The organism is Paracoccus gahaiensis (genome assembly GCF_005048225.1).
Taxonomy (GTDB): Bacteria; Pseudomonadota; Alphaproteobacteria; order Rhodobacterales; family Rhodobacteraceae; genus Paracoccus; species Paracoccus gahaiensis.
This window is the reverse complement of record NZ_SUNI01000028.1, coordinates 1-25,651: the sequence shown is the minus strand read 5'-3', so window position 1 is coordinate 25,651 and position 25,651 is coordinate 1. Positions and strand designations below refer to the sequence as shown.

The window sequence follows — 25,651 nt, the reverse complement described above, 5'->3', positions numbered from 1 at the left end:
AAAACCCGCAACTGGCAACCCGCCGGACCGGTCTGGCTCAATCCCGAAAACGAAATCAGCGTCCCTGAAATCAGAGACGCCGCATGAAATCAGCGGACAACTCCTTTGACAAACACCGCTTGCCGGGATGCCGATGTCTGTATGCGCCGTCCCCGCCCCATTGATTTCTGCAGTTTCCCGACGCTGGCCGAGCGGCGAGTCTCGTTCTGAGCATTCAAATGGAGATGAAGATGGCGGATGGCGGCGACGGGTTTGACGGCTGCATCGAGGTTGTGCAGCGGACACGCGGCTACCGGCGTTGGCCGGAAGAGGTGAAAGCTCGGATTGTGGCCGAGAGCTTTCAGCCGGGGGCGCGGGTGGCGGATGTGGCGCGTAGGCATGATCTGGCAGCGCATCAGCTTTCAGATTGGCGGCGTCAGGCGCGCGAGGGCCGTCTTGTCCTGCCCGCTGACGCCATGGCCGGTGTGGCGTCTGACGCTTTGCTAACCTTTGTGCCGGTTTCTGTGGAGCCTGAGGACGTCGGTCTGTCTGCGGATGCCGGACGGACCGTTGGCGTCATCACGATCGAGATCGGCAACGATCTGGTGCTGCGGGTTCCGGGCGATGTTCCGGTAGAGCGGGCAGCAGCGGTAGCGCGCGCTCTGCGAGGTTCGGCATGATCGTCGCGGGACAACGCCAGCCAATCCTGATCGCGACGCGTCCGGTGGACTTCCGCTGCGGCCATCGCGCCCTGGCGCTGATCGTGCAGACCGAGCTGAAGCTTGATCCACATTCCGGGGTGACGATCGTGTTCCGTTCGAAACGTGGCGACAGGCTGAAGATTTTGGTTTGGGACGGAACAGGTCTGGTGATCGTCTACAAGGTTTTGGAGCAGGGCAGCTTTTCCTAGCCGAAGGTTCAGGACGGGACAATGCGGCTGTCGCAAGCCCAGCACGAGGCATTGTTCGAAGGTCTGGACTGGCGCCGGATCGTTGTGCAGCGGGTTGCTCCACCCATTGCAGCGGGGTGATTTACTCGGCTGTTGTGGCGTTGTTTATTGGTCTTTCCTGTCCGGGAAGGCTATGAATCCGCATGTCGTAGCCCTTCGATCTCAGCCTGTTTCCAGACCTTCCGCCCGAGGTTGTGAAGGCGTTCGAGGCCGCGCAGTTCGAGCTGTCGGTGGAGCGCGCGGCGCGTCAGCATGAACAGGCGGTGGGGGCCCAGAAGGACGCCTTCATCACCGAACTGAAGGCACTGATGGAAAAGCTGGAAGGCCAGGTCGGACAATACCGGCATGTGAAGTTCGGGCCGAAATCGGAAAAGCTGGACCCTGCGTAGCTCGAGCTGGCGCTGGAGGATCTGGAAGTCGCCATCGCCGAAACCCAGGAACAGATTGCCGCGGTCGAGGCGAAGATCGCGGCCAGCGAGACCGATCCCGAGAAAAAGGTGCCGGGCAAGAAGCGCAAGGCGCGCTCCTTGCCGCAGCATCTACCACGCGTCGAGCGTGTCATCGAGCCAGACAGCATTGTCTGCCCTTGCGGCTGTGGCGACATGGTCCGGATCGGGGAGGACCGAACCGAGCGCCTGGATTACATCCCGGCACTCTATCAGGTGATCGTCTCCGTCCGCCCGAAATACGCCTGTCCCAAAGGGCTCACGGGCGTGGTTCAGGCGAGAGCTGCAGCGCATCTGCTGGAGAGCAGCTGGCCCACCGAGGCGCTCCTGGCGCAGATCGCGGTCTCAAAGCATTCCGAGCACATGCCCCTCAACCGCCAGGCCGTGGTCATGGCGCGGCACGGCGTGCCGATCGACCGATCGGTCCTCGCCGACTGGATGGGTCGGACCGGTGCGTTGATCGCCCCGGTCGTGGACCGCATGGCGGTGCTGCTGAAACTGGGCAGCACCCGGCTTTATGTCGACGAAACCACCGCCCCCGTGCTGGACCCCGGGCGAGGCAAGACGAAGACCGGTTATCTCTGGGCGGTGCTGCGCGATGACCGGGGCTGGAACGGGCCCGCACCGCCGGGGGTGGTGTTCCATTATCGCCCCGGCCGGAAGGGCGACTATGCCGATGAGATCCTAACCGGCTTCAACGGCACGATCCAGGTCGATGCCTATGGCGCCTATACCCACCTCGCCACGCCAAAGCGCACGGGCGGCGATCCCTTGCGGTTGGCTTTTTGCTGGGCCCATGGACGGCGCAAGCTGATCAAGGCCAAGCCGAAAAAGGGCTCGCCCATCGTCGACGAGGCGCTGGTGCGCGTCGCAGCGCTCTACAAGGTCGAGGATGTCATCCGAGGGGCGGACCCCGTTCATCGCCGGGCGATCCGCCAGGAATTGTCCTGCCCTCTGGTGGATCAGTTCTTCGCCTGGCTGGCCGCCCAGGCTGCACGCATCTCGCGCAAATCCGACCTTGGCATGGCGCTCGCATACATGCTGCGGCGCCAGGACGGCTTCCGGCTCTTCCTCGAGGATGGCCATGTCGACATGGATTCCAACCTGGTCGAGAATGCCATCCGCAGCCCGGCCATGAACCGCCGCAACGCACTTTTTGCCGGCCACGATGAGGGCGGCCGGTCGTGGGCGCGCTTCGCCAGCCTGATCGGATCCTGCAAGATGAACGGCGTCGAACCCTATGCCTACCTGCGTGATCTCTTCACCAGGCTCGCCAACGAACATCTCGACAAAGACATCGATGCGTTGATGCCATGGGCCTATGCCGCGACCCCCTCACAATGAGCTCATCCGGGAGTCCCCAGTGAGCTCATTCTGAGCACTCACGAAGGCCAAAGCGCCCGCCGGGCGCACCAAGAACTTGGACCGCAAGCGAAATCACAATGGGGCGGGAACGGCGCATACCGATGTCTACTCGCCCAGCCTCATGCAGGGCACGTTCGACACAAAGGACTGGATGGCTGCACAGCTTGGGCGGAAAGTGACTTGAACAATAATGGATCTGCAGGTTCTCTACTTGCTGAAATAGCAGGTATGGGTTGAAACATAAAAAGCACTTCTGAGCAGTCGACCCACCGTCCTTTAAAATGCATCTTGGTTGGTCTGACAGATCCGGGGTAGTCCTGCAATCGCGACCACCTCTTGAGGTGAAAAACGCGTGAGACGCTCAAAATATAGCAAACATCCAGGCCCCAATGAAGCCTGAAAGCTCTGGAGACTACATCATGGACATTCCATCAATTGCCGTAATATGTGCCTTCCATCGGGGAAACGGCGGTATGTTCAGCGTGGATAACGCCGCGCTTTCTTACCTGAAAAGTCGCCCGTGCAAGTTTGATCTTATGCTCACTCAAACTCCAGACGACGCGCCTACGAAAATTCGTCAACGTCCTTTAAAAATTCTTAAGGATCCCCGGGATCTTGGGAAGTATACTCATGTTTTGTACTGGGGTGACTTCCTGAATAACCCTGTTTACGGGAGGGGTGATTTTGCCCGGGATGATATCAAATATGGGTTCAATAAAAATATTTCGCAAGGCTATGAACGTTGGAAGACTCTTTTTGCTGCGCCCCCTATAGATCCTAGCATAAAACTCATTTCTGTCGGTAATAATTTTCAACATGAGTTTAATAAATACGAGCGAGATTTTACCGATGTCTTCCAAAATCTTCAGGAAAGGTTCTCCTCAATTTTGCCTCGCGATCCGGCATCTTTGAGGAATCTGTCCCGCTCGATTTCGCCAGAGAAGCAGGCCATTGTCAAGCAGGGGCTCGACTGCGCATTTTTGGGTGGGGGTTTAAGCAACAAAGTAGAAACGGAAAATATATTTTGTTACAGTTTTAACCGAAGCAAAATCGACGGAACTGAAACACTGGTCGCGATGATCGAAAGCCAGACCGGATTGAAAGGCGTCAATGTATCCGATTGGTTGAAGCTGAAGCGCTTCAATGCTGCAGCAGATTTCGATCGATGCCGCAGGATTATTGCCAGTTCAAAATTTTCATTGTCAGATACTTACCATTTTCTGATCAATAGTATCACTTTGGATATACCCGTCATTGGGCTTGGAAAAAAAGCGCTGGTCCAGACCGGTACATTAGGAGATTTCAAGAAAAAAACTTTGTTTTCGATGCTTGGCTTGGAGGACGCATATTTTGAAATAGAAGATGATACGACCAAGGAGTTTTTTGAGTCCGTGTCCAAACGAGCTCAGGAGTTGTGTGATGGAAAATTCTCGGTTGGATCACGGTATAAGATTGCAAGGGATTTAACTGAAAAATTTAGAAGCGATCTGGATTACGCAATTTTTGAGCGCAGGGATCTTTAAATATAGGAATGTTTTGGTAGCGATAAGGCAGCCTGATTTGTATGAACGCTAATGCGTTTTGATCCATAAGTATGATTGCAATTGCTATGTATAAATGACGTGTCCGTTCAGCGGGCCGAAAATCAATAATTTGGCTTTGACGTCGCGTTGACAGGCTAACTGTTCGGTCGCAGGACGACGATGCGGTGATCCTCTAGGCTTCGGCCGAGGACCTTCCCGCCATCGCCGCCCTGTGCGCGCGGGCCGATGCACGCTTGGGCTGGTGGGCGCGCCCGGTGCCGTCACCCCGCCGCCTGACGGGGCGCGGTTCGAGGCCGAGATGAGCGACCTGCTGCATCTGCGCTATGCACCCCAATCGGTCGATGACGCCATGATCGAGCGGATGATGATTACGCGCCATACCAACGAATTGCGCATCCGCGACGGCGTGCCCGAACGGGAGCCGCTTCTTCCGCGATCTGGACACCCCTCCCACGGACGAGGAACGCGCCGCGTGAAGGGAGGAATTCCGCGCCTAGTCGATGGCACGGGCTCAAGCCGTACCCGACCGCGTGACGCTGCACCTGCCGGTATGGGGCACAGGCGATGCGCGGGCTATGCGGTGGCAGAGAGAGGTGGTCGCAGGAATTCGGACCAGTCGCTAAGCTTTGGCGATTGACGAAGGACTCATCCGCATGACGAAACGGAAGCGCTATTCGGCTGAGTTCAAGGCGAAGGTGGCGTTGGAAGCCATCCGCGAGGAACTGACCACGGCCGAGTTGGCCAAGAAGTACGACATCCATCCCACCATGATCACGGGATGGAAGAGAACCGCGACCCTGAAGATGGCATCGGCGTTTAGGGACCGGAACGCGACTGAGCCGTCGATCTCCGATCAGGAGGTCGAGAAGCTGCATGCCAAGATTGGCCAGTTGGTCGTGGAACGAGATTTTTTGTCGAAAGCCTCCAGTCTCATTCTCGGCGCTGGAGGCAAAAAGCGGTGAAGCAGGATCATCCTGATCTCAGCGTCCGGCGGCAATGCAGCTTGCTGTCGCTGGCGCGCTCTGGTCTCTACTACCAGCCACGCGGCGAAAGCGCCGAGAATCTGAAGTTCATAGAGATCATCGACCGGCAGTTCCTCGAGACGCCATGGTATGGCTCGCGGCAAATGGCGCGTCATATGCAGCGAGAGGGGCATCGATGCGGGCGCCATCGGGTCCGCCGGTTGATGAAGCTCATGCGACTTGTGCCGATCTATCGTAACCGACGTCTGAACCCCACATTGCTTGGCTAACGCCCTGCTGCGAAGCCTTTTCCATCGACCGGTGGGAGTGCGTTTCGCAATGTGTGCCAAGAATTCGTTTCTCACGTCTTTGGGTGTCGAGATCCATGCATCCGGCCATCGCCGTTAGCCGACTGATGTGAAGGCTCTGGTGGTCGCGGATACGCTTGAGCCGGGTGCCACGGTGAATGCTGTTGCAGATCGGTATGGTGTACAGCCGAACCAGTTGTCGGCGTGGCGGCGGCTGGCGAAGCAAGGCAAGCTGGTGCTGCCATCTGTGGCGACCGACGAGCCGATTTTTGCCCCGCTGGTGGTCTGCGATCCGGCGCCAGGACCATCTTCCTGCGAGAGGCTGTCAATCGGCGCCCAATATTGACCCCCTTTCGGCGTGCAATTTTGACCCCCTAGTTGTGTGGTGATCAGGGTCTGTCCCGACGCAGCTGATCATGTTGCGGAGGCGGGACAGACTCTGATCAGACGCGGTTCTTGAAGCGCCAGGACTCGTTGCCGGTTTCGACGATCTCGCAGTGATGCGTGAGGCGGTCGAGCAGGGCCATTGTCATCTTGGCATCGCCGAAGACGGCCGGCCATTCGCTGAAGGCCAGGTTCGTCGTGACGATAATGGACGTGCGCTTTTGCGTCGAGGCCCTGAACGAGGCGATCCACAAGTTCGGCCCGCCCAAGATAATGAACTCCGATCAGGGATCGCAGTTCACGTCCTTCGCCTGGACCGACCGCCTGAAACGGGTCGGCACCCGGATCTCGATGGATGGCAAGGGCCGGTGCATCGACAACATCTTTATCGAACGCCTCTGGCGGTCCCTGAAGTATGAATGCGTCTACCTGCACGCTTGGGAGACCGGCTCTCAGGCCAAGGCGGGCATCGGGGCCTGGATCACCTTCTACAACCACCAGCGGCCTCACGCCGCCCATGGCGGTCAACCACCCGCCGTGGTCTACTTCAACACCATCGAAACCGATCAGCAGGTGCAGGCAGTAGCTTAAATCACCCGGAAATCTGTCCAAAGATAGGGGAGTAGCTCAACTTACGGCGTGGCGGATATGGGAAAGATGATTGGGACTGCAGCTGATCCGATCCTGGTCATTGACGCCAGGGCCGTCGGGGCTTGGCTGGTCGATGCGGACAGCCGCTCGGTGCTGGGCGAACTAACCCTGGCCGCTGCCGCGCCTCCGCCCGCCGATCTGCTGCGGATGCCCAAATTCCAGATGGCGGACACGGATGTGCTGGGCATCCGGCTTGGCGCTGCGTTCGAGGATGCCGACCGCATGATCCGCGACTACATGGCGGTGGGAAAGGTCCTGACCGCCGACCGCAGCACCCAGCTGAACGTCGTGGGTACCAACCTTTTGCCCTATGCGTCCGGCCGCATCTATGTCTTGGAAGACGAGACCGGAATGATCGCCATCTATGACGAGCCCCCCGCGGCACCCGGCCGTGTCGTGGGCCTGTGACGGGTGCTGCGCCTGTCGCAGGGCAGCGTCGACCCGACCAGGCTGCGCGCAACCCTGGTCGAGAAATACGGGAATTTCCGTGCGGTCGAGGACATTCAGCTGGCTTTTGGATCCCAAGGCGTCGCATGGACCTGGCACGACCCGGTCGATTTCCGATGCAGCGACATCCACACTCAGAAGCAGTCCGACCGCTGGCGTGACGAGAGGGAGGCGACCGGTTGGTTCCCCGCCCTGATGTCTGAAGGGGCGCTGCCGGCGCTGGCCTATGAGAGTGCGTTCAACGGCGTGACCGACGATCCGCTGAGCATTGCCAATTTCTGCCCCTCCATGCTGAGCGTTCGCTTGGCCCGCTATGACGGGCGGGTCGAGCAGCAGCCGGAAGGAGACGAGATCATAACCTGGCTATCCGACAACAGGGCCTATGCCCGGCTTTATTTGCAAAGCACGCCGGCTCCGGCCCCCGTGACCGCGCCTGTCGCCGCCGGCGTCGCGATCAAGTTCTAGCGGAAAGAGACGATGCCTGCATTCAATCCTCCGCGATGACGGGCCCGCCAACCTCGACCCGGGGCAGGTGTCCACTTCCGACGATCGCTTCCCCTGAACTGCAAGGGATCACTGATCAGAGACGGATGCCAGCAATCGCATCCCGGGAAGGCCTGATGCCTTGCAATCAAAGGTCACCGTTTCCTGACATTCCCTGCCCGGCCAAGGGAATCATTTGGTCAGCAAAGCCGGGCCCGCCTATGCGATAGCGATCCAAGGCAATGGCGACGCGATCGGGAACTTCGATCACCAACTCGCGGGCCTTCAGAAGGCCATCCAGCGCGCGGGCAATATCCGCACGCTGCAGATTGTATGCACGCTCCAAGGACCCATACCAGCTCGATCAGGACCTCGCGACACACGAAGCCTGCGTTCTCTTCCGTGAGTCTCGCCATCAGGTCTTGTGCTGCTCTGCCCTGTTCGACGTCATCCTGAACCAGAAACCGGACAAGGACATTCGTATCGAGCCCAATCCTGGCCTGTGTCCTTCTCAGAGCTCACAGACCCGTCGCGCCTTTGGCGATGGCGTCTTCGATATCTGTCAGACTGGCGCAAGTGGTGGTGGCACCTTGCAGAAGCCCGGGCAACTGCATGACCGAACGGCTGCGCGCGATGCGGACTTCACCTCCATCGAGGATCATGTAGCGGACCCGGTCTCCCGGATGAAGCTGCAAGGCCGCCCGGACGTCACGGGGCAGCGTCGTTTGCCCTTTTATGGTGACTGTCGATTCCGGCATCTCGGTCTCCAAGGACCATCTCCGTGATCCTTACTTGTAGCGTTATTTCATTAATTCTATCAAGGCTTGCGTCTTCTCGGCAGGCACGCCTGGTTGCCGGCGGGCCTGATAAGATGCGGAGAAGATCCGCATCATCGAGGAAGGCCATAGCGGTCATCGGCAAGGGAGGGTGGGTGCGACCCGACAAGCGGGTTGCCGATACCGTCGAGGACAAGGCGCAGGCCGCTCAGAAGACGACCGAATGACGGGTGCGGTACTTTCCCGGTTGGTTCAATCTAAAAAAATCTCAGTAATTAAAGTTCCTTGTTATAGATTGGATATCTATATTTTCTAAACCAGGAAAATTTTTTCTGCAAATTCTATCAAAATTTGATTTTTCAATTTCTTTTGTATTAGAAGGAAGACTCCGTCTGCTGAGCTCACGAGAATCCGAAGGCCACTTCATCATGAATGCACCATAGTTTTCGAGGTCTTGAATGTGAGTGTAACTTCTTTGCATTGCGTAATGCCCAACGTCAAAAATACTTCTATTGTTATGGGCAAATTTTATTACAGATGAAGCGCTTTGAAATGGAACTTTATATTCCGCATACCATATATCTTCAGCTGGGTACGAGACTGCAGATATTCCCTTGTTAAAGGTAATTGCATAAGCGCTCATATTTTTAAGGCGTTCAGAATGTTCATATATCAACTCGACATATCTTTTAGAAACCGCATCGTCGTCATCAAGTCTAAATTGAACAGCGTGGTCCCCAATTTTCTGTATTCTATCCAAAACAGGATTAGTTGCGTCTGCTAAATTTTTTGATTTTGCGAAAACTAATTCTACTTGGCTGCATTTTTCGCAAATATATTTTAATCTTATTTTGTAGATCTCCGGCATAATATCTGAGGAAATTACAACATAGCGAAAGTCTTTTTCTGATTGGCTTAATATTGAAGGAATAGTAATATTTTCGAAAGTTGAAAGCCTTCGCTCCATTCGGTCCGATTTATAGAGCTCATTTGCTATATCTTCAAATAGTTTGGGGTCTTCATCTCCGGCTTTAATAGATCTATATCGAGACCAGTCTCCACGTCCTAAAAAGGAGAATCTGCAGAAACCTACAACCGAGTTTTTCATTATAATAACTCCAAAATTTATACTATGTTTGCAAATGGTAGGCCCCACGTCAACCCACAGCCCATAGAAAAATATTTCTTTCATAATAGATCTATGGCTCATTTAAGTTCGCATTTCAAAATGTTAAATAAAAACACAATCCAGTATTATTTATTGAGGCGTTTTATTATTATTGATCTGTAAATTGTTTTACTTGGCTGATCAAATTTTGGAAAATCATCAAATTGTCCAAAATAACCGCGAATTTAAAGTTATGCCCGTCAAACGTTTATATTAGAACGATCCCGATCAACCCGGACCTATCTGGCAGAATTTATCGCAGCTACCAGTTTTGCGTGCATGCACAAGACTATCAGACGACTTTACGCCCTACGAATATACCTACAAGTGCCAGACACCCAAACCGAACAGATTCATTTCAAATCAAATAACTAGATGCCTAGTATAAAAGCCTTACGAGGCAAACCTGCAATCTCTTTACCTGCTGCGGTCAGAAAGGGAAACTGCCCTGCGTAGGTCTTTCTCACCACATCCTCGTCTATCTTTAGAAACTTCTGCCGATGAATCCTGCCAGCATTGAACTGGGTGTCATTACTGCCGTTATGGGTGGCAAGCGACATTCCACCCGCAATCACGACGCTGGTGAATCTCCAGGACAGCGCATGATGACTGAACGAGAAAATGCTTCGTGTCGGATGAAAAAGTTCGACACCAGCGCTGAAGAACGGGGAGTCCCAGGAATAGATTCTTTCGAACTCTCCTCCCCTGGAGCAGAACATGAAAGACCGGTAACTCAGGGAAAATGGCAGTTTTTGCTGGACCAGAAGCTCTGCGATGTCTCGCTTGTTCTGAATGAAGGTCATGCAGAGAGCATCGTTGTCATCCAAGCGGAATTGAGCACATCCTTCAGGTCGAGAGAAAGGTCTATAAAGATGGTTTTCTGGGCATCCTCGACATGGGTCAGAGGGAAGAAACGCAAGACGACCTGAGGAACCGAAGCGCAGATCTCGGACAGCCTGTGGCGGTAGATGTCCGGCATGTCTTCCGATGCCACGACCAAGAAAATGAAATTCTGATCCGTCTGAGCCTGTAGCAATGCAAGGGTCAAATGCTCGAAGGTCGCAAGACGGCTTTCTATTCGGGAAGGCGCAAACAGCAACTCCAATTGTCTGGCGGCGATTTACTTGATTTCGGCCTCTTCTGCGCCTTGGTAACCCCCCCAGTCACCTCGGCCCAGCAGAGAAAATCTGCAAACACCAACAACTTGCACGCTGCGCCCGTAAACAGTGACCTTGGCCCGCCTCCTTTCAGAATTTCAGGTTTTTTACAATAGAGAATTATCTGGTTCGTTTAATGAAAAATAATGAATAATATTTATAAAACTATATCCATATTATGGATATCTGCTCAATAATTCTCAGCATTGCGCAATTTCGCCACTGCATGGTCGATCCGTTTGACCCGCTCGGCGCCTCCGGTCCGCTTGGCCCGGGCCCTGAGACTTTCGACATACTCCGGCAGGACGCGGCAGACCCGATACGCGTTCATGATCCCTGTCAGGCTGGCACGGCCATTGACGATATCACGCATGACGCTGCTGAGAATGCGCCCGTTCTTCAGCACCAGCGCCGTCTTGTGATCGGCATGGCGCAGAGGCACGAGAATGACGTTCTCTGCCTCGAAGCGCTGGATGTGGCGCAGGTCATGCGGGACGGCGGGGTCGTAGAACAGCCAGACCTGCGCGGCATGGCGCGACTCGATGGCGGCATCCGCGAACAGGCCGTCCCATTTGGCCTGCTTTCCAGTCGGATAGCGCTGGTCCCAGGCCGCCAGCTGAGGGGACAGCGTCGATTGCGGCGAGAAGGCCGCCACCCGGCATCCCGGGGCCAGCGAGGCAAAGGCCGCCGCGCCATATCCTCCCATCGAGGTGCCGAACATCGTCACCTGATCGAACTGTTCGAAGAACCCGGAGTCGCGGAGCGACAAAAGATAGCGGTGCAGGTCGATGTCGCGAAACCAGCCCGGCACATAGGACAGGATACCCAGATGCGACCAGCCCTCCTTGCGGACGAAATTGTAGCCCCAAGGCTCGCGCGACACCGGGTTTTCCCGTACCGAGGCAAGGTTGTCGAAGGACACGAGCAGATGTTCCCGGCTGCGCGCGACATAGGTGCAGGCGTAATTCGGCATGGAGTGGTAGAACCCATGCGCCTGCCCGGACAGGCGCAGATCGGACAGCCAGACGGGGGCTTCGACGATCACGGTCTCGGCAGCGGCGGGTCGCGTCGGTTTGGCCTCCTCCTCGCCATCGGTCGCGACCCAGTCATCGCCTTCGGCCGTGCTGCTGTCGGCGGGCCGGGACAGCCGCTCTGCCCAAGCCGAATCCGTTTCCGACAGAGCCGGGGGCGTGGTGGGAATGCCGAAGGGAACGGGCCAATCGAACTCCCTGATCGGGGCTCTTCCTCCGGCCAGAAAGGCCGAGATGAGTTCGATGGCTTGAGGATCCTGCCTGGGCAGCAACCGGTCCAGCCGGGTCGAGAACTCGTCGACCACCTTCCTGTGGCATTCCGCAATCTCGGGGAGGTCGGTCAGGAAGGCCGCGCGCCGTGCCGCCGGCCCTTGGGGATCCGGCACGGCCGCGCCCATCTCGGTCCGGTTGAAATCGATCCGTTGATATTGCTGCATCACGCCGGACAAGTGGTTCGGGGTGATGAAGGGCAGGACCACTCCCGACCCCGTCCTCCGCAGAAGATAGCTTTCCCGGTCCTGGGCCATGAAGGACATGACATGAGCGAACCCCAGCCCCGGCTGGTCCGGGGTCGCCATCCAGCCCTTCTGCAGATAGCGATCGCCGACATCCTCTCCGGCGCCGTTCAACCAGGTGACGCTTTCCTTGCCGCGGGCGAATTTGGGCTTGAGCTGGGGGCGCGATGCCTGCTGAAGTCCCTTGGCCAGATGGGGGCGAAAGATCGTGCGCAGGGGGAGGGAGTACAACATGGGCCCCTTGGCCCCGCCGGTGCCCCGCTTGAAGCGGTCCGGCAGGGCGGCATCGAGATAGCGGCATTCGCCGGACCCGCCGGCCACCTGCACCGTCAGGCTGAGCATGTCGGGAAATTGGTCCAGCTGCGCGGTCAGGTCGGCCAGATGACCGGTCCCGACATCCACGACCATCAGGTCTTCGGGCTGAAGCCAGAGCAGGAAATCCGTGCCCCGATCCGTCTCGATCGTGAGGGCGTCGGCCATGGCGCGGATCTGGCGGGCCTTGACCTGGGCGATGCCCGGACGGTCGGTCGGACGGAACTCGATCAGCCCAGCCCCGGCAAGGGCCTCGGCCAAGGCGGTGGCCTGGGGATTGGCCTCGTCGCCATGCACGATGATCCGTCGAAATCCGACATGCCGGTGATGCAGCACCCAATCCAGCAGCAGCGGCGCGCTGTCGTTCATCAGCATGTGAAGCGCGATATCGGGAAGGGCGATCTCGGCGGGCCGGGAGGCATTCTGGGCGGGCATCTGGGGCTTTCGAGGTTGTGGGATCAGCGTGCATCCGGAAGGCCGGGCTTGCAACCCTAAGGCAGGACATTCGCGGCGGGCGAAGGATGCGCGCGGATCTCCATGTTCTTAGCGACATTGGGACGCCCGTTCTGGCGCGCAATCTGCGCCAGGCGCCGCAGCCAGCCACTGCGACCGCGCGCGGCCAGCCGGTGCCCCAGGGCATCCAGATACCAGGGCTGCATCCGGGCCGAGCGATACAGGGCCCGGAACTGAAGCGGGGTCAGGCTGTCCGTGACCAGCCCGCGGATCACCTGGCTGAGAAGATCGGCCTGACGCAGCCGCAGGGCCGTCTTGTGGCCCACCAACGGGGCGCGAAGATGCGTGATGTTGTCTCCGGAGAACCGCTCGGCATGGGCGCGGTCATTCTCATCCAAAGGATCGTAGATCAGAAAGACCTGGCCGGCCCCGGCGGTCTCGGCCGCGGCATCGCTGAAATCGCCCCGCCAGTCGGCGGCGCGTCCCGACGGGAACCGGCCCTCCCAGGGCACGAGCCCCGCCGAGAGGGTGGATTGCGGCGAGAAGGCGACAACCTGGCAGCCGGGCACCAGCGACGAGAAGGCACAGGCGGCATAGGCCCCCATCGAGGTGCCCGAGAAGGTCACCGTCTGATAGCGCTCGAACAGCTTCGCATCGCGCAACTGGCGCAGGTAATCGAACAGAAGGGGAGTGCGGAACCAGTTGCCCCGGAAGGCGAAGATGCCCAGCTGCGACCAGTCCGACTTGCGCGCGAATTCATAGCCCCAGGCATCGCGGTCGATCCCGGTCAGGCCGACCTGCGAGAGGTTGTCGAAGGTGACGAACAGATGCGCCCGCTTGCGCTCGACATGCAAAGCCGCGAATTCCTCCTCGGAATGATAGAAGCCGCGCTTGTAGGGCGAGCGGCGCAGGTCGATCAGCCATTGGGGCGGAAGGTCCGAACTCTGGGCGCCCTGCCGCTGAGGCTCTGCCGCGGCGACGGCCCGGGTCCGGGCGACCTCCAGAGGGTCCTCGGGCAGGGTGGCCCAGGGGGTCATCGACAGCAAGGGCATGACCGGCACCAGCGTGTCCGCCGTCAGCGGCGCCAGAAGGATGGGCGAGGCCCTGATCTCGCGCGGCAGGGCCGCTGCAACCGAGGCATCCTCAATCTTTGCGGCGATCCGCTTCTGCCGCTTGACCAGCAGGGCCTCCAGCTGCACCTGACGCAGCGCGGTATCCTTGCGCTGCGCCTTAGGGCTGAACAGCAGCTCATACTGGTCGGGGGCTTCGGCCTTCAGCTGCGCCTTCAGCGTGTCGATCTGGGTGCGATAGGTTGCGCCTGCGGCAGCCTGCAGATGTCCCAGTTTCGGAATCTGGTGGATCAGATCCGCACGGGCGGCGGTGACGCGCTCCGCCCATCGGGTGATCCCCGTTTCCGGGACCACGTTCAGGTTGTACTTGGTGAAGTAATCGAAGGTGATCCGTTCGGCGTTCGAACTGTTGGCGGTGCCGCGCCACCGCTTCATCAGGAAGACTTCGCTAGACCGGATCTTGTAATGGTTCACGTGACACAGATCGTAGCCCGCCATGTCGGCATCGGTGTCCCAACGATGGCGCAGAAAGGCTTCAGTGATGTTGGCCCCGGATCCATTGACGATCCTGACCGGATGTTCGGGCGTCCCGAACATAGGCTTGAAGACCGGGCGATGCACGCCCAGGCCTTGGACAGGAAATGGTCGGAACAGGGATTTGACCGCAAACTGGTTGTTCGAGAAACTGACCTCTTTCGGCGAGGCCATGCGGAACTGAGTGATCTGCAATGCGTCGGGCTGAAAGGGAATGACCTCGCTGTTCCCGAAGATGCGCCATTGCGCCGCCACCGTATCGGTGCGCGAGGGGAGAGCGCGAAACAGATCGTCCAGCGTCCCCTCGCCAACATTGACGTGAAAGAACTCATCCCCATCCAGAACCGCGATCCAGTCGCTTGTCGTGACCTCGGGCAGGTCGAGGGCACGGGCATAGGCGCGACGCTGCGGATCCTCGGGAAGATCCGGGGACAGGGTGCCGTTGTCGTAATGCTGAACGAGGCCCGCATCGTTCAGCAGGCGCAGCATCTCATGCGTGCCGTCGGTGCAGTCGTTCGAATAGATGACGAAGCGGTTGAACCCGATCAGCCGGTGATAGCACAGCCATTCCAGCAGGAACGGCGCCTCGTTCTTGACGGTCGTAACGACCGTGCGCAGCGCATTCGAGCTCCAGCGATCTGACGGGTCCGGGGCGAGGGCGTTCATGGGAAAGCACCGCTTCTTTGAGCCGGAAGGGCGTTGAGGGGAAAGATGCTTGGACGCGACAGGCCGTCGCGCGGGTCTGAGGGCAAGAAGCCTTGTAGTCGGCAGGTCACAGATCCACCGCGAAACTGGGCAGCCAGCGGTACAGCGTGGTATCGGCAAGATGCACCGCAGGCCGGGTCAGCGTGGTCCGGATCAGACCCCGGCGGGCCGGATGGGCATTGCCCTCGACCTCGCGCATGTTCTGGCGCTGCATCGCATAGCTGACCTGGGTGACGGGTCCCGTGACGGTCAGATGCAGGGCATGGCCGTCCAGCTCGACGGACTGGATCTGGCCGCCCTCGACCTCCAGCCCCAGGAAGGCGTCGATCCCCTGACCGCCATAGACATCGAGGTCATGCGCCGTCAGCGCCTCGTCCTCGCGCAGCGCGAAATCCAAGGTGATCCGGTCGCCGTCGCGGCGAAGGGCAGGCGCGCCGATCGACCAGGGACGCCCCGCCTGAACCTCGCGCAGCGCCCAGGCCGCCAGCTCGCCCATGATCCGCGAATGATGCAGGTCGGGATGAAGGTAATCCGACAGGCGGCTTGGGTAGACGGGTCCAACCATCACGGCATCGCGGCGGTCGGCCACGAAATGCAGTTGATCCGCCGCAGGGTGATACTGCTCATTCTTGTGATGGGACTGATCCGATCCGGCGGTTTGCATCAGGAAGATCGTCTTCTCCGATCGCGGATACAGATCGTCCAGCCTTGCGCGGATGCGGTTCCAATGTGCGATCAGGGCCACCAGATAGGCACCCGGCTCGGCGGACCGGTCAGCTTCACCCTGAATCCAGAAATAGACGATCCTTTCCGGCATCAGACTCTCGCGGGCAAAGGCTTGATGCATGGCATCAAGAACGATGTCCATGTTGCGCCGGCTCGGGCCTCGAGGATCGTCCAGCATGGCCAGCGACTCTCCGGCGATCGGGTTTCCGGACAGGGCGATGGGTGCAAGGCGGATCGGATCGGATTGGACGGCCTCTGGACCGGTTGCATCGTTGTCGCGCCCCGCCAGAGCCTGAGCCATGGCCAAAGCGGGCGGCAAGGGGCCTGTAATGCGCACTCTGTCCAGTCGCGCATCATCGCTCTCGACAGGACCCTCGCGTTTCTGCAGTCCTGAAAGATCGATGATCCGCCGGGCCTCTCCGGTGAAGACATCCGTCAGCATTCGAAGATCCGCCCGGGCCAAGCTACCAAGCACCAACCTGTCCTCGGCCGGGACACTAGGACCCAAGGCAAGGGATTGACCATTGAAGTGGATCAGCAATGGCGTGCCAAGCTTCTGCGATGTCACGGCCTTGCCGATCCGCGCCTCGACCCGGTCCCGCAGCGCCGCCAGAACCTGTGCCGGCTCGGCCGTGTCCAGAACCTGCAGCGACACGTCGTGCAGCATCATCGGGGCCTGATTGGCCACATGGATCTGAGTGATCTGCAGTATCTCGACGGGATCGAAGGCCACAAGATCATCGATCACCCCGTCATCCTGGATCAGGATCAGCCGCCCCGAGGCGGTCAGGGCAAAGCTGACCGTCTGCGCTCCGTCGCCCGTCCGAGGAAACCCCACACGGGCACGTCCCGATTGCAGCATCAAATGGTGGCTGCGATTTCGAAGCGAGAGGCTGTTTCCGCTCGCGTCGCGAAAGGACAGCAGGGTGCCCTGCCCCGTCGTGTCACGCAGCGCAAAGCGGATTTCGACCAGGATGGCCGGCGCTTCGACCGGCATGTCCCGGGGCAGGATGCAGCGCAGGGCCGTCTCCGGACCGATCTCCACGCCCATGGGACCTGCGCTCAGCAGGGAGCCCGCCGGATGCGACTTGAGGGTCAGGTCGCTATCGCCCCGCAGCGGGAGCGACGACAACTGCGTCTCACCTTGCGGCAGGTCCAGCCTGAATGTGGTCTGCATCAGCACCGGCGCAGGCGGAGCAACAGGTGCCGGCGTCGGCTCTTGCGGGGCGACGGGTGCCGGCGTATCCAAGGACGGCGTGGCAACGAGTGCCGCCTGCTCCGTCTTTGCCGGCAAAAGGGCTTTGATCCGATCGAGGATCCGATCCAGCTTGCGGCGGCGCGAAACCCGCTTTTTCCGAACAACATTCATCTGTGCGTTCCACGTCGTTATGAGGGTCGAAACCGGATGTCCCTGCCCCTTCGCCAAGGCAGAAAGGCCAAGACGTCGTCAGACAGCCTTTGCGACGGTCTTCTTTTCCTGCAGCGCCAGATTTCCATCCAGTGGATAGAAGGTGAGGTCGTGAAGCGTGTTCAGGCGCGTCAGATCCGCCTCGCGCTGTTCATCGGTCAGGGCGGGCCAAGGCGTGTCCGAGGAGATCATCCCCCGCTCGCGCAGGATCTGCCAAGTCCGGGGAAAATCCATTTCCCCAAAGGACCCGCGCCCGGGGCGCAGCGAGCGGCCCGGCACCCAGTCCCGGACCAGCGTGTTGACCTCGAAGGCGGTGATGCCCTTGAACGCCTCCAGCTGCCGGATGAAGCTGGGCGCAAAGTCCATGCTGCGCCGCGTCAGGATGCCCACACGCTGCGCGCTGTTGCCAACATAGGCTAGCATGTGCAGCGGCGAGCAGTCCACGGTGATGATGTCCCGCGCCGCCTTGTAGCGCGCGATCTGCACGGCCGCGGAATGTTTCTGCGGGTGGAACAGATGATACCCTTCATCGACGAGATACTGCTCCAGCAGGCTCTCTCCGATCAGCCCGCCGCGCCCCGGCGGCAGCAGGCTGCGCGAGATATAGATCCGTGGATCGCCTTCCGGTTCGACAGTGGCACCGGAGCGGGCGTTGACGAAATCGCGGAACTTGCGGCTGCCGGTGGTCAGGTCGTTCATTCCCACCCCCTGGCGCGGAACGTAAAGCTGATCGACCCGGGTCGGGGTCGTGATGCAGCGCACCGGAACGTCCAGACCCAGAATGTCCATCAGCGGCCGCAAGGCCTTCAGCGTGCCTTCAAGGTTTCCGGAGGTCTGTTTGGGTGTGAACAGGATGCCCTCGATCTTTCCTCGGATCTCGTCAAGGGCCCAGGCCCGGGCAAAGGATTCGGTGATGAAATGCCCGAAATGCCCATAGAGCACCCCGCCGAACATCCATGTCCCGGCAAGGGGCGTGATCTCGTCGGGGGCGGGCATCGCCGGGGTCGCGTTGACGGGCTCAGAACTCGTGGACCAGCTGATCGCATTCTCGACCATCGCCCCCTCGGCCGTCAGAACGCCCGAGGCCTGCTGGCGTCCACGTCCCTCTGCGGGGGGCGGGATCAGGAGGGCATCCAAGATCAGGGACAAATCGTCCGGCGCTTCTAGCTTGAACATGCTTGGTCGTACTCCCATGGATAGCGGAGGCCCGCAGACTTCCAGAAAATTGCAAACGCCGTCAATTTTTCAGCTACAGGAAGAATTCCGCTCAGTCCAGACGGACGACTCGTTCATCGGTTGCAACCGGAGCGGAACAGGGGCGGCATGTCCTGACAAGAAGACCCTGAGGCATCCTTGGTCGGAAGTGGCCAGTCTTCGGGCAATCAAGATCAGGGACGGTCTTGCCGGAACAGACCGGTCTTGATGCATTGAAAGGGCATTGTTGCAGAACTCGGCATTGAAGCGGGATTTCCCCTTACCCCGCCAGCCTCAGGCCACGCGTTCGGTCTCGGCTGTGCCGAGCGCGTTGAAGCGGTTAATAAGCGCCACACGGATGTGGATTTCGGCCGTTTGCCTGTACGGGTCTCGTGAGGTGATCCGTTCGCCGAAGGACTTCAGGCAGTGCATCTTCGCTTCGATCCGACTTCGGGCGTGATAGCCGGACCAGTGCTTCCAGTTGGCTCGCCCAAAGCGCTTGCTCGCCCGAAGGATGTCGTTGCGGGGCGAGACAATGTCCGCCATCGGTCCGAGGACAATGGCGAGCGCGGCAGGACAGTTCTCCTTCCAGAGGCGTCCGTTCTTGCGGATAGGGATGATGGCCGTGCCGCCGCGATCGACGATTGCGGTGTGGCACCGGCGGGTGTCAAAGGCGCCGTCGCCAGTCACGGTGCCGCCCTGTTCATCGGCCGGGATCTGATCCAGAGCACGGGAGGGAACTGCCGCGCCTCGATCCCCGCTTCTATAAGCGCAGTCCAAAGAACCCATTCTTGTCCGCCGGTTGCTTCGAACCCGACATGAACTGGAGCGGACATCTGACAGATCATCGAGATCAGCTCTTCATGCCCTTCTGGTGAGTTGGCCAAACGAAACCTTTGAAGGCAGGGGATACAAAATCCGTCCAGTCCCGAAAATGGGCCGCCGTCAACTGTTTGAGACGGTGAAGAGAGGCGGGGTCAGCCAGCTAGCGCACGTGGTCAGGCCACAAGGTGTTCAGCGCTGTATCCTACCCCGTCGTTAGTCCTGGCCGGGACCGGCGACGGGCCATTTATAGCAGAGACGAAACACCCTAGCCGCCCGGTACAATAGCGCAGCTTACTCATTGTTAGCCATATAAAGGCCATGCGCTGCTTTATCTTGGCAACTTTGGTTGGGTGGGCAGGCTTTGATGGGCGGGGGTGGCATTGCGGAAATCGTCCCAAAGCCGCTGCGCCAAGGCACGCATGGCAGCCGAGGCATCATTGCGAAGCGCGTCCACCCGGTCGGGAGGGGGCGGCGGTACGCCAGCATCAACCAACTCTATCAAACGACGATTGTTGGGCGCGACCACCAGATTGCTGCAACCTGCCGCATCCATGAAAGCCTTTGCCTTGACAACCGGGTTTACGCAAACCGTTGGCACCCCGTACATTACAGCAACAAGTGTCGTGTGTAGCTTCATGCTGAGAACCAGCGAGCATTCTCCCAAAGCCAGGCTGATGGCGTCCAGATTTTCGCTGTGGAAGGTTTCTTTTTTAGGGACCTTCAAATGACGAGAGTTATCTAGATCCTTACTCCCGTGGCTCCCGACGCCGCCAATGATATGCCTGACGCGCCAACCTTGATTAGACAACCGCTGCGCCACCTCGGCGACCAATATATATTCCTTGGGGTGCTTGATGTGCCGGGTGACCAGCCCGACTATTGGCGGTCCCTCAGGGCGCTTTGCTGGCGGTAGGGGTAGGGCGCAGATCATGTCGGGATGCGCGTCTACAGAAACGGAGGGGCGGACATGCTCCTCAATCCAAGATTTGGATCCGGGATCGCGCGTGGTGATGGATCTGATACTGGGGTGGGTCAGGAAGTCCGTCCAGCGCTGTAGCACCATGGGGTCGATATCAGAGCGGTTTCGTTCAACCCCGATACCAGCTACATGCAGCGGGCGGCGCAGAAAGATCGGATTGATGAAGTCCCGGTCGATCTTTGGGCGATAAGGGCATAGCAGATCGCCGCCGCCCAGTACGACCGAATCCATCAGGTTGACGGAAGCCTCTCCCAATTCGGAAAAATAGGACGGTTTCGGCAACCCAGTCAGTAGGAACAGATCAGCCCAAGGGGCCAACCAGTGCTGATAGTTTCTGACATAAAGTTCGTCGCCGTAGTTGCCCCTTCCGAACGATCCGGTTAGCCCTATCCGGGGTCTTGACTGGGTAAGTTCGGCCTGCATCAAGCCAGAACGCAATCCCAACCTACTGAATGCGCGGGCGATAAATGGAATGTTCGCCATAAAAATCCTTGTGCGCAATTAAAGCAGGAAGTTTGATCTTAATGACCAATGCAGGGCGGTGCCAGCCCTGTCCGCCAACGTCGCTAGTCAAGTGAAGGACCCGCGCGCGTGTGGTGCCGCTACACCATTGTGCTATCTTGTTGGCATCCGCGGTCTAACAGGTTAGCTAAAGAAGCTAACCACGGAAGAACCGCCATGCATAGGATTATTGCGACGAAGGATGAGAGTGTCGCCTTGACAGCAATCGTCCCCGTCTACAACGCGCGTGAGCATATCGAGCCGTTGGTCCATGCTTTCTTAAAAATCGAAGGGGTTCGCTGCCAGATAATTCTGGTGGACGATCATTCCAACGATGGAAGTTCCGAAGAAATTGCTCGCATGGCCGCCGAATTCTCAGAGGTTACGGCTCTCTATCAGTCGGCCAACATGGGCGCCGGATGCGCCCGGAATCTGGCTTTCCCCCATGCGCGGGGCCGCTACACTATCTTCTTCGATGTCGATGACCGGCTGCATGGCGAAGTGATTGCACCCACCCTCGGCATCTTGGACGACGAACCCGAACTGGACACCGCTATGTTCGCGTATCGCTATGAACGCGATGAGACTGCAAGCTTTACCGCCATGTCCATGGCCGATCAAGAAAGCTTCTACGAAGCTCTGAAAGGTGCGGACATCACGGCTGCGCCGCTTCAAGACATGGGGCGGTTGTTAGGATTTACTAACTATCCTTGGAACAAGATCATTCGAACCGCGCGGTTCCAGGATGTCGGACTGCGTTTCGGAAAAACTAAAGTCAATAACGACATTTTAGGGCATTGGTATTCGCTGCTGTTTGCGCGCCGCATCTTGATAGTTGACAAGGTCATCTGTACCCATATTGTTCATCCAAAAGGAAAGAACCTAACTCACCGCTTCGGTGCTGAGCGTCTTCAAATGTTCGAGGCCCTGATCGAAACCAACGACATGTTGGAGGCCTATCCTTCTCTGCAACGACAATTTGCGCATCACTTCTGGGGCTTGGTCAACACCTTGGTCCTATGGGCGCGGCCGAGGATTGACGCAGATGTCAGGCTCGAATTTGAAAGCTCTTACCGAGATCTGATCAGCCGAATGAATCTTGAAGTTTTTTCTAAGATGCGGGTCGAGCACTCTTCCCCCGTCGCCAGCCGCTTTGTTCGAGACCTGGTAGGATCTGTGTGACTAACATGCCTCAAATCTCTATCATCGTTACCGCTTACAATATCGAGGAATATATCGCCGAGAGCCTATCCTCGATTGCAGGACAAACGCTTCGGAATATTGAGATTATTGTCGTCGATGATGGATCGACGGACACCACACCACAAATCATCCGCAATTTTGCCGCGCGCGATCCGCGCATTAAGCCGATCCTGTTTTCACAAAATACTATTGGCGGGGTGGCTTCGGCCGCCAATGCGGGAATAGATGCGGCAAGCGGAGACTTCATCGGCTTTGCTGATGGCGACGACCGCTATGCCCCCGAAATGTTTGAAAAGCTGTGGCGCGCTGCAATTGAAACTGATTCAGAGTTAGCCATGTGCCGCTATACTTTGCTTGATGAAGCGGATGGCACGGTCGTAGAGCCTGCTGAGGCCAACCGCTGGCGGAGCTATCCCCAACAGGTCGCCCTCGACTTGGACCGTAAATTGCGCAAGGATATCCTGCACTTCATCTCGGTTCCCTGGCGAAAGCTTTATCGCCGCGATCTGGTCGAGCGGGCCGGGCTGCGCTTTCCAGTCGGCGACTTTTTCTTCGAGGACAATCCGTTTCATTGGATGTCTATAATTGAAGCGAACCGAATAGTACTGGTGCCAGAACGATTGTGTCAGCATCGCGTTGCACGGGCAGGCCAAACCATGGCGACAGTGGATGAACGCCTGCTGCGGATTTTTCAACATCACGACATTATCCGCGACTGGCTGGTCCAGAGAAATTACCTTAGCGATTACCACATCGACCTGCTTCATTGGATATCGTCGCAACTGTCGTGGGTCAGCCTGCGTGCCGAAGGGGATATCCGGCGGCGGCTGTTCGATATTCTAGTCCCCCTCATTGCACAATACGCTTCCGAAGATATTAGGAATTATGGTCGGATCAATGGCCGGGGGCGCACGGTTCAGATGCTGGAAGCTCTAAAAGCCGCCGATTATAACCGTTTCCGCCAGGCGGCTGGTTGGACATCGGGGCTTTCAATACGGGGTCGCGCGCCCGTAGGGGCGTCGCTTTGGAGGCGGGGGCTGCATCATCTGAAGCATACCGGCGTGCGGCAAACGGCCTCGATGACTATGACCTATATGACCGATCGTTTTGGCCTGCGCCGCCTTGGAACATCCAAGACAGTGCACGATAAGCTGTCTAATCAGGATCTGATGATGGCACTTATTGTGTTACAGCGCGATATCCGCAGCCTGCGCCAAGAAATCAAAGCCTTGTCGCGCACCAATGATTCCAAAGGCACTTGATTGCTCCAGCTTAGGACATTGAGCTGCAGGGGGGTGGCCTTAGCAGTATCGATGCGGCTGTTGCGTAGCCCGTAAAGACGCTGTCGCGTGGGTCCCCTTCGCCGAGCCGTCCCTGCTTCCTTGCCAAGGTCGCGGTTCGAAGCCTTCTCCATGCCGGATGGCTTGAAGGGAGGCCGAGGGGGCAGGTCCTTCAGCCGCGCAATCTTGTCGCGCAAGTCTTGGTTTTTGGCTTGGTGGACAGCAGCCCGGGCAAGTTCGGACTTCCCAAGTTCACCTCTCAGATCGGCCACCTGTGTCTCGAGCGCACCAAACCGTTGCTACAGATCTGAGGTGCCCCCCAAAAACTGGACACTGACGTAAGCTCTGTTTTTGCTGTCTGTTGATCTTCATCACGAGGGAGATCGACGATGTCGAAACGAAAGCAGCACGCCCCTGAGTTCAAGGCGAAGGTGGCACTTGAGGCGCTGAAAGGCGAGGAGACCGTGTCGGAGTTGGCGAGCCGGTTCGGCGTGCATCCGACGATGATCAATCAATGGAAACGCGCGCTGCTCGATGGCGCGTCCGGTGTCTTTGAACGCGGTGGCCGCAAGGCGCCGGTGATCGATGAGGATCAGGTCAGGGATCTGCATGCCAAGATCGGAGAGCTGGCAGTGGCCAACTCTTTTTTGGAAAGAAAGCTGAAGCCTTGGGGCGGGAAGTGAGGCGCGGCATGGTCGAACGCGACCATCCGGACCTGTCGATCAGCCAGCAGTGCGCTCTGCTGTCGATCCCTCGGTCGTCGTTTTACTATACGCTGCAGGGTGAAACGGACCAAAACCTCGCGCTGATGCGGCTGATCGACGTGCAGTTCCTCGACACGCCTTTCTTTGGCGTCCGTCAGATGACCTGGCACCTGCGCAACGAGGGCCACAAGGTGAACGAAAAGCGCATACGTCGGCTTATGCGCCTGATGGGGCTGATGCCGATCTATCAGAAGCCCAACACCAGCAGGCCAGCAAAAGGCCACAAGATCTATCCCTACCTTCTACGCGGGTTGCGGGTGGAACGGCCAAACCAGGTCTGGTGCGTGGACATCACCTATCTGCCAATGCGTCGCGGCTTTCTCTATCTGGTGGCGATCATGGACTGGCACACCCGCATGGTCCTGGCGTGGCGGATCTCCAATACACTGGACGCCGACTTCTGCGTCGAGGCGCTGAACGAGGCCATCTATCGGTTCGGACCGCCGGACATCATGAACAGCGATCAAGGGTCCCAATTCACATCGTTTGCCTGGACAGACCGCCTGCGGCGGTCGGGCGTCCGCATCTCGATGGATGGCAAAGGCGTTCGCAAGCTCACCCTAGACAACATCTTCATCGAGCGCTTGTGGCGCACCCTGAAATACGAGTGCGTCTACCTGCATGCTTGGGACACCGGATCGCAGGCACGCGCCGGTGTCCGCAAGTGGATGGAATTCTACAACCACCGTCGGCCGCACAAGGCCCTTGGCGGCCGACCGCCGGCAGTGGTCTACTCACTGCAAATCGAAGTCACACAACTCGATCAACAGGAGCAACTCAGAGCTTAAAAAGCGCCAGATCCTGTCCAAGGAAGGGGGAGCACCTCAATCCACAGTGAGCCGACGCAGGGCGTCGGGGGACAGTGGCTCAGATCCATCATCTAAAGGCGGGTTTATACGATCTTGAATCAGACCGAGATCAAGAGCGCAACGATCATGCCCGGAAATCTGCCCCAGTTATCCCCAGTTACGCATCTGAGTAACTGGGGCAGATTTCCGGGCAGTGTGGTTCAGGCGGGCCGAACGACGACGAGTTCCGGAAGGAACGGGATGCGCCCAGCTGGTTGATTGAGGCCGAGCCGATCACCCAGATAGGTGAAGAAGGAGATGCCAAGCTTTTGGCAGGTCTTCATCAACCCGAGCATGACGTCACGGGCCTCACGGCCGTCAGCGCTCATGGTCCCGCCCGAGATACGACGCTTGGTTACGCAGGCGCGCAGATCGTTTTCGGACGCATTGGTGTGGAGCGGGATCTCGGGTCTCTCCAGCACCATGAGCAATTCATTCTTCCGCCTGTGCAGCCGGACCAGCAGCTGATCCAAATCCTTGTAGCCGCTACGCTGCCCGAAGATGTCGTCGAAGCGCTTGGCAAGGATGAGGCGCTCCGCCTCGGTGGGAGTGAGCTTCCAGTGCTTCAGATCCCGGTAGAGCGCCCAAACCTGATCCCGTATTCGTTCCAGCTTTTTGGCCTGTTGCGGCACCTTGGGCATCAGCTTTTGCAGCAATCGCTCGGCATGGACCCAGCACAGGGCA

At 58.4% G+C, this 25,651-nt stretch carries 23 protein-coding genes and 4 pseudogenes; 14 read left to right on the top strand and 13 right to left on the bottom strand.

From position 1 onward, the window contains the following. Positions 1-218 precede the first annotated feature (218 nt). From tnpA to FA743_RS18135, 8 genes and pseudogenes are all read left to right on the top strand, one after another. Complete coding sequence (tnpA, locus tag FA743_RS18170; protein WP_246055041.1) at positions 219-659, top strand: IS66-like element accessory protein TnpA; 441 nt, start codon at positions 219-221, stop codon at positions 657-659. Next, entirely contained in the window at positions 656-889 is a 234-nt protein-coding gene (gene tnpB, locus FA743_RS18165; protein ID WP_136887495.1) for an IS66 family insertion sequence element accessory protein TnpB, read from the top strand. Before tnpA ends, tnpB begins: the two co-directional genes overlap by 4 nt. A gap of 206 nt (positions 890-1,095) precedes the next feature. Continuing rightward, positions 1,096-2,718 (top strand): annotated as a pseudogene (tnpC, locus tag FA743_RS18160) (IS66 family transposase). A gap of 410 nt (positions 2,719-3,128) precedes the next feature. Next, positions 3,129-4,262 (top strand): glycosyltransferase family protein, encoded by a 1,134-nt coding sequence (locus FA743_RS18155; RefSeq protein WP_136887494.1) that lies wholly within the window; start codon positions 3,129-3,131, stop codon positions 4,260-4,262. A gap of 319 nt (positions 4,263-4,581) precedes the next feature. Beyond that, positions 4,582-4,920, top strand: coding sequence for a hypothetical protein (locus FA743_RS18150; protein ID WP_136887493.1), 339 nt, complete (start codon positions 4,582-4,584; stop codon positions 4,918-4,920). Between the two features lie 16 nt (positions 4,921-4,936). Further along, on the top strand, positions 4,937-5,245 hold the full coding sequence (locus FA743_RS18145) for a transposase (protein WP_136887492.1): 309 nt from the start codon (positions 4,937-4,939) through the stop codon (positions 5,243-5,245). Continuing rightward, complete coding sequence (locus FA743_RS18140) at positions 5,242-5,535, top strand: IS3 family transposase (RefSeq protein ID WP_136887491.1); 294 nt, start codon at positions 5,242-5,244, stop codon at positions 5,533-5,535. The genes FA743_RS18145 and FA743_RS18140 overlap by 4 nt, the downstream gene beginning before the upstream one ends. 127 nt (positions 5,536-5,662) lie before the next feature. Beyond that, positions 5,663-5,899: a transposase gene (locus tag FA743_RS18135; protein ID WP_342774423.1), complete on the top strand. Its 237-nt coding sequence runs from the start codon at positions 5,663-5,665 to the stop codon at positions 5,897-5,899. Positions 5,900-5,996: 97 nt separating this feature from the next. On the opposite strand, the pseudogene FA743_RS18130 reads toward FA743_RS18135, so the two are convergent. After that, positions 5,997-6,152 (bottom strand): annotated as a pseudogene (locus FA743_RS18130) (ATP-binding protein); the annotation flags it as partial. On the opposite strand from FA743_RS18130, the pseudogene FA743_RS18125 reads away from it, so the two are divergent. The 3 genes and pseudogenes from FA743_RS18125 to FA743_RS18115 all read left to right on the top strand — a co-directional run. Beyond that, positions 6,145-6,528, top strand: a pseudogene (locus tag FA743_RS18125) (transposase); the annotation flags it as partial. The pseudogenes FA743_RS18130 and FA743_RS18125 overlap by 8 nt on opposite strands. A gap of 66 nt (positions 6,529-6,594) precedes the next feature. Then, complete coding sequence (locus FA743_RS18120; RefSeq protein WP_136887489.1) at positions 6,595-6,996, top strand: hypothetical protein; 402 nt, start codon at positions 6,595-6,597, stop codon at positions 6,994-6,996. Positions 6,997-6,999: 3 nt separating this feature from the next. Then, positions 7,000-7,500, top strand: coding sequence for a hypothetical protein (locus FA743_RS18115; RefSeq protein ID WP_136887488.1), 501 nt, complete (start codon positions 7,000-7,002; stop codon positions 7,498-7,500). Between the two features lie 166 nt (positions 7,501-7,666). On the opposite strand, the gene FA743_RS20690 is transcribed toward FA743_RS18115, so the two are convergent. The 11 genes and pseudogenes from FA743_RS20690 to FA743_RS18055 form a co-directional block, all read right to left on the bottom strand. Beyond that, a complete protein-coding gene (locus FA743_RS20690) occupies positions 7,667-7,864 on the bottom strand; it encodes a PIN domain-containing protein (protein ID WP_246055039.1) in 198 nt (65 codons plus the stop codon). A 172-nt stretch (positions 7,865-8,036) separates the two neighbouring features. Continuing rightward, positions 8,037-8,288: a type II toxin-antitoxin system PrlF family antitoxin gene (locus FA743_RS18105; RefSeq protein ID WP_246055038.1), complete on the bottom strand. Its 252-nt coding sequence runs from the start codon at positions 8,286-8,288 to the stop codon at positions 8,037-8,039. A gap of 274 nt (positions 8,289-8,562) precedes the next feature. After that, positions 8,563-9,504, bottom strand: a complete 942-nt coding sequence (locus tag FA743_RS18100) for a glycosyltransferase (RefSeq protein WP_136887487.1) — start codon at positions 9,502-9,504, stop codon at positions 8,563-8,565. 329 nt (positions 9,505-9,833) lie between these two features. Further along, positions 9,834-10,265, bottom strand: coding sequence for a glycosyltransferase (locus tag FA743_RS20835; RefSeq protein WP_136887486.1), 432 nt, complete (start codon positions 10,263-10,265; stop codon positions 9,834-9,836). After that, positions 10,262-10,567, bottom strand: a complete 306-nt coding sequence (locus FA743_RS20830) for a glycosyltransferase (RefSeq protein ID WP_169308936.1) — start codon at positions 10,565-10,567, stop codon at positions 10,262-10,264. The genes FA743_RS20835 and FA743_RS20830 overlap by 4 nt, the downstream gene beginning before the upstream one ends. A 242-nt stretch (positions 10,568-10,809) precedes the next feature. Next, the gene (locus FA743_RS18085) at positions 10,810-12,912 is read right to left on the bottom strand and encodes an alpha/beta hydrolase family protein (RefSeq protein WP_136887484.1); all 2,103 of its coding nucleotides are present in this window, start codon (positions 12,910-12,912) and stop codon (positions 10,810-10,812) included. A 56-nt stretch (positions 12,913-12,968) separates the two neighbouring features. After that, positions 12,969-15,200: a glycosyltransferase family 2 protein gene (locus tag FA743_RS18080; protein ID WP_136887483.1), complete on the bottom strand. Its 2,232-nt coding sequence runs from the start codon at positions 15,198-15,200 to the stop codon at positions 12,969-12,971. A gap of 106 nt (positions 15,201-15,306) precedes the next feature. Continuing rightward, on the bottom strand, positions 15,307-17,142 hold the full coding sequence (locus tag FA743_RS18075; protein WP_169308935.1) for a hypothetical protein: 1,836 nt from the start codon (positions 17,140-17,142) through the stop codon (positions 15,307-15,309). A 270-nt stretch (positions 17,143-17,412) separates the two neighbouring features. Further along, positions 17,413-18,549, bottom strand: coding sequence for a glycosyltransferase 61 family protein (locus FA743_RS18070; RefSeq protein WP_169308934.1), 1,137 nt, complete (start codon positions 18,547-18,549; stop codon positions 17,413-17,415). 312 nt (positions 18,550-18,861) lie between these two features. After that, a pseudogene (locus FA743_RS18065) lies at positions 18,862-19,332 on the bottom strand (transposase); the annotation flags it as partial. Positions 19,333-19,720: 388 nt separating this feature from the next. Then, positions 19,721-20,854, bottom strand: a complete 1,134-nt coding sequence (locus tag FA743_RS18055) for a polysaccharide pyruvyl transferase family protein (RefSeq protein ID WP_211242319.1) — start codon at positions 20,852-20,854, stop codon at positions 19,721-19,723. 195 nt (positions 20,855-21,049) lie between these two features. On the opposite strand from FA743_RS18055, the gene FA743_RS18050 reads away from it, so the two are divergent. The 3 genes from FA743_RS18050 to FA743_RS18035 all read left to right on the top strand — a co-directional run bounded on the left by FA743_RS18050 (position 21,050) and on the right by FA743_RS18035 (position 24,907). Next, positions 21,050-22,054 (top strand): glycosyltransferase family 2 protein, encoded by a 1,005-nt coding sequence (locus FA743_RS18050; RefSeq protein ID WP_136887480.1) that lies wholly within the window; start codon positions 21,050-21,052, stop codon positions 22,052-22,054. A gap of 5 nt (positions 22,055-22,059) precedes the next feature. Beyond that, positions 22,060-23,337, top strand: coding sequence for a glycosyltransferase family 2 protein (locus FA743_RS18045; protein ID WP_136887479.1), 1,278 nt, complete (start codon positions 22,060-22,062; stop codon positions 23,335-23,337). A 407-nt stretch (positions 23,338-23,744) separates the two neighbouring features. Next, positions 23,745-24,907 (top strand): IS3 family transposase gene (locus tag FA743_RS18035; protein WP_246055037.1). Its coding sequence is split into 2 segments (ribosomal slippage): positions 23,745-23,997 and positions 23,997-24,907, totalling 1,164 coding nucleotides; the frame shifts between segments, so codons are not numbered across the junction. 221 nt (positions 24,908-25,128) lie between these two features. Here FA743_RS18035 and FA743_RS18030 read toward each other — a convergent pair. Continuing rightward, a partial coding sequence (locus FA743_RS18030; RefSeq protein WP_136887477.1) for an IS66 family transposase occupies positions 25,129-25,651 on the bottom strand: 523 nt, incomplete at its 5' end.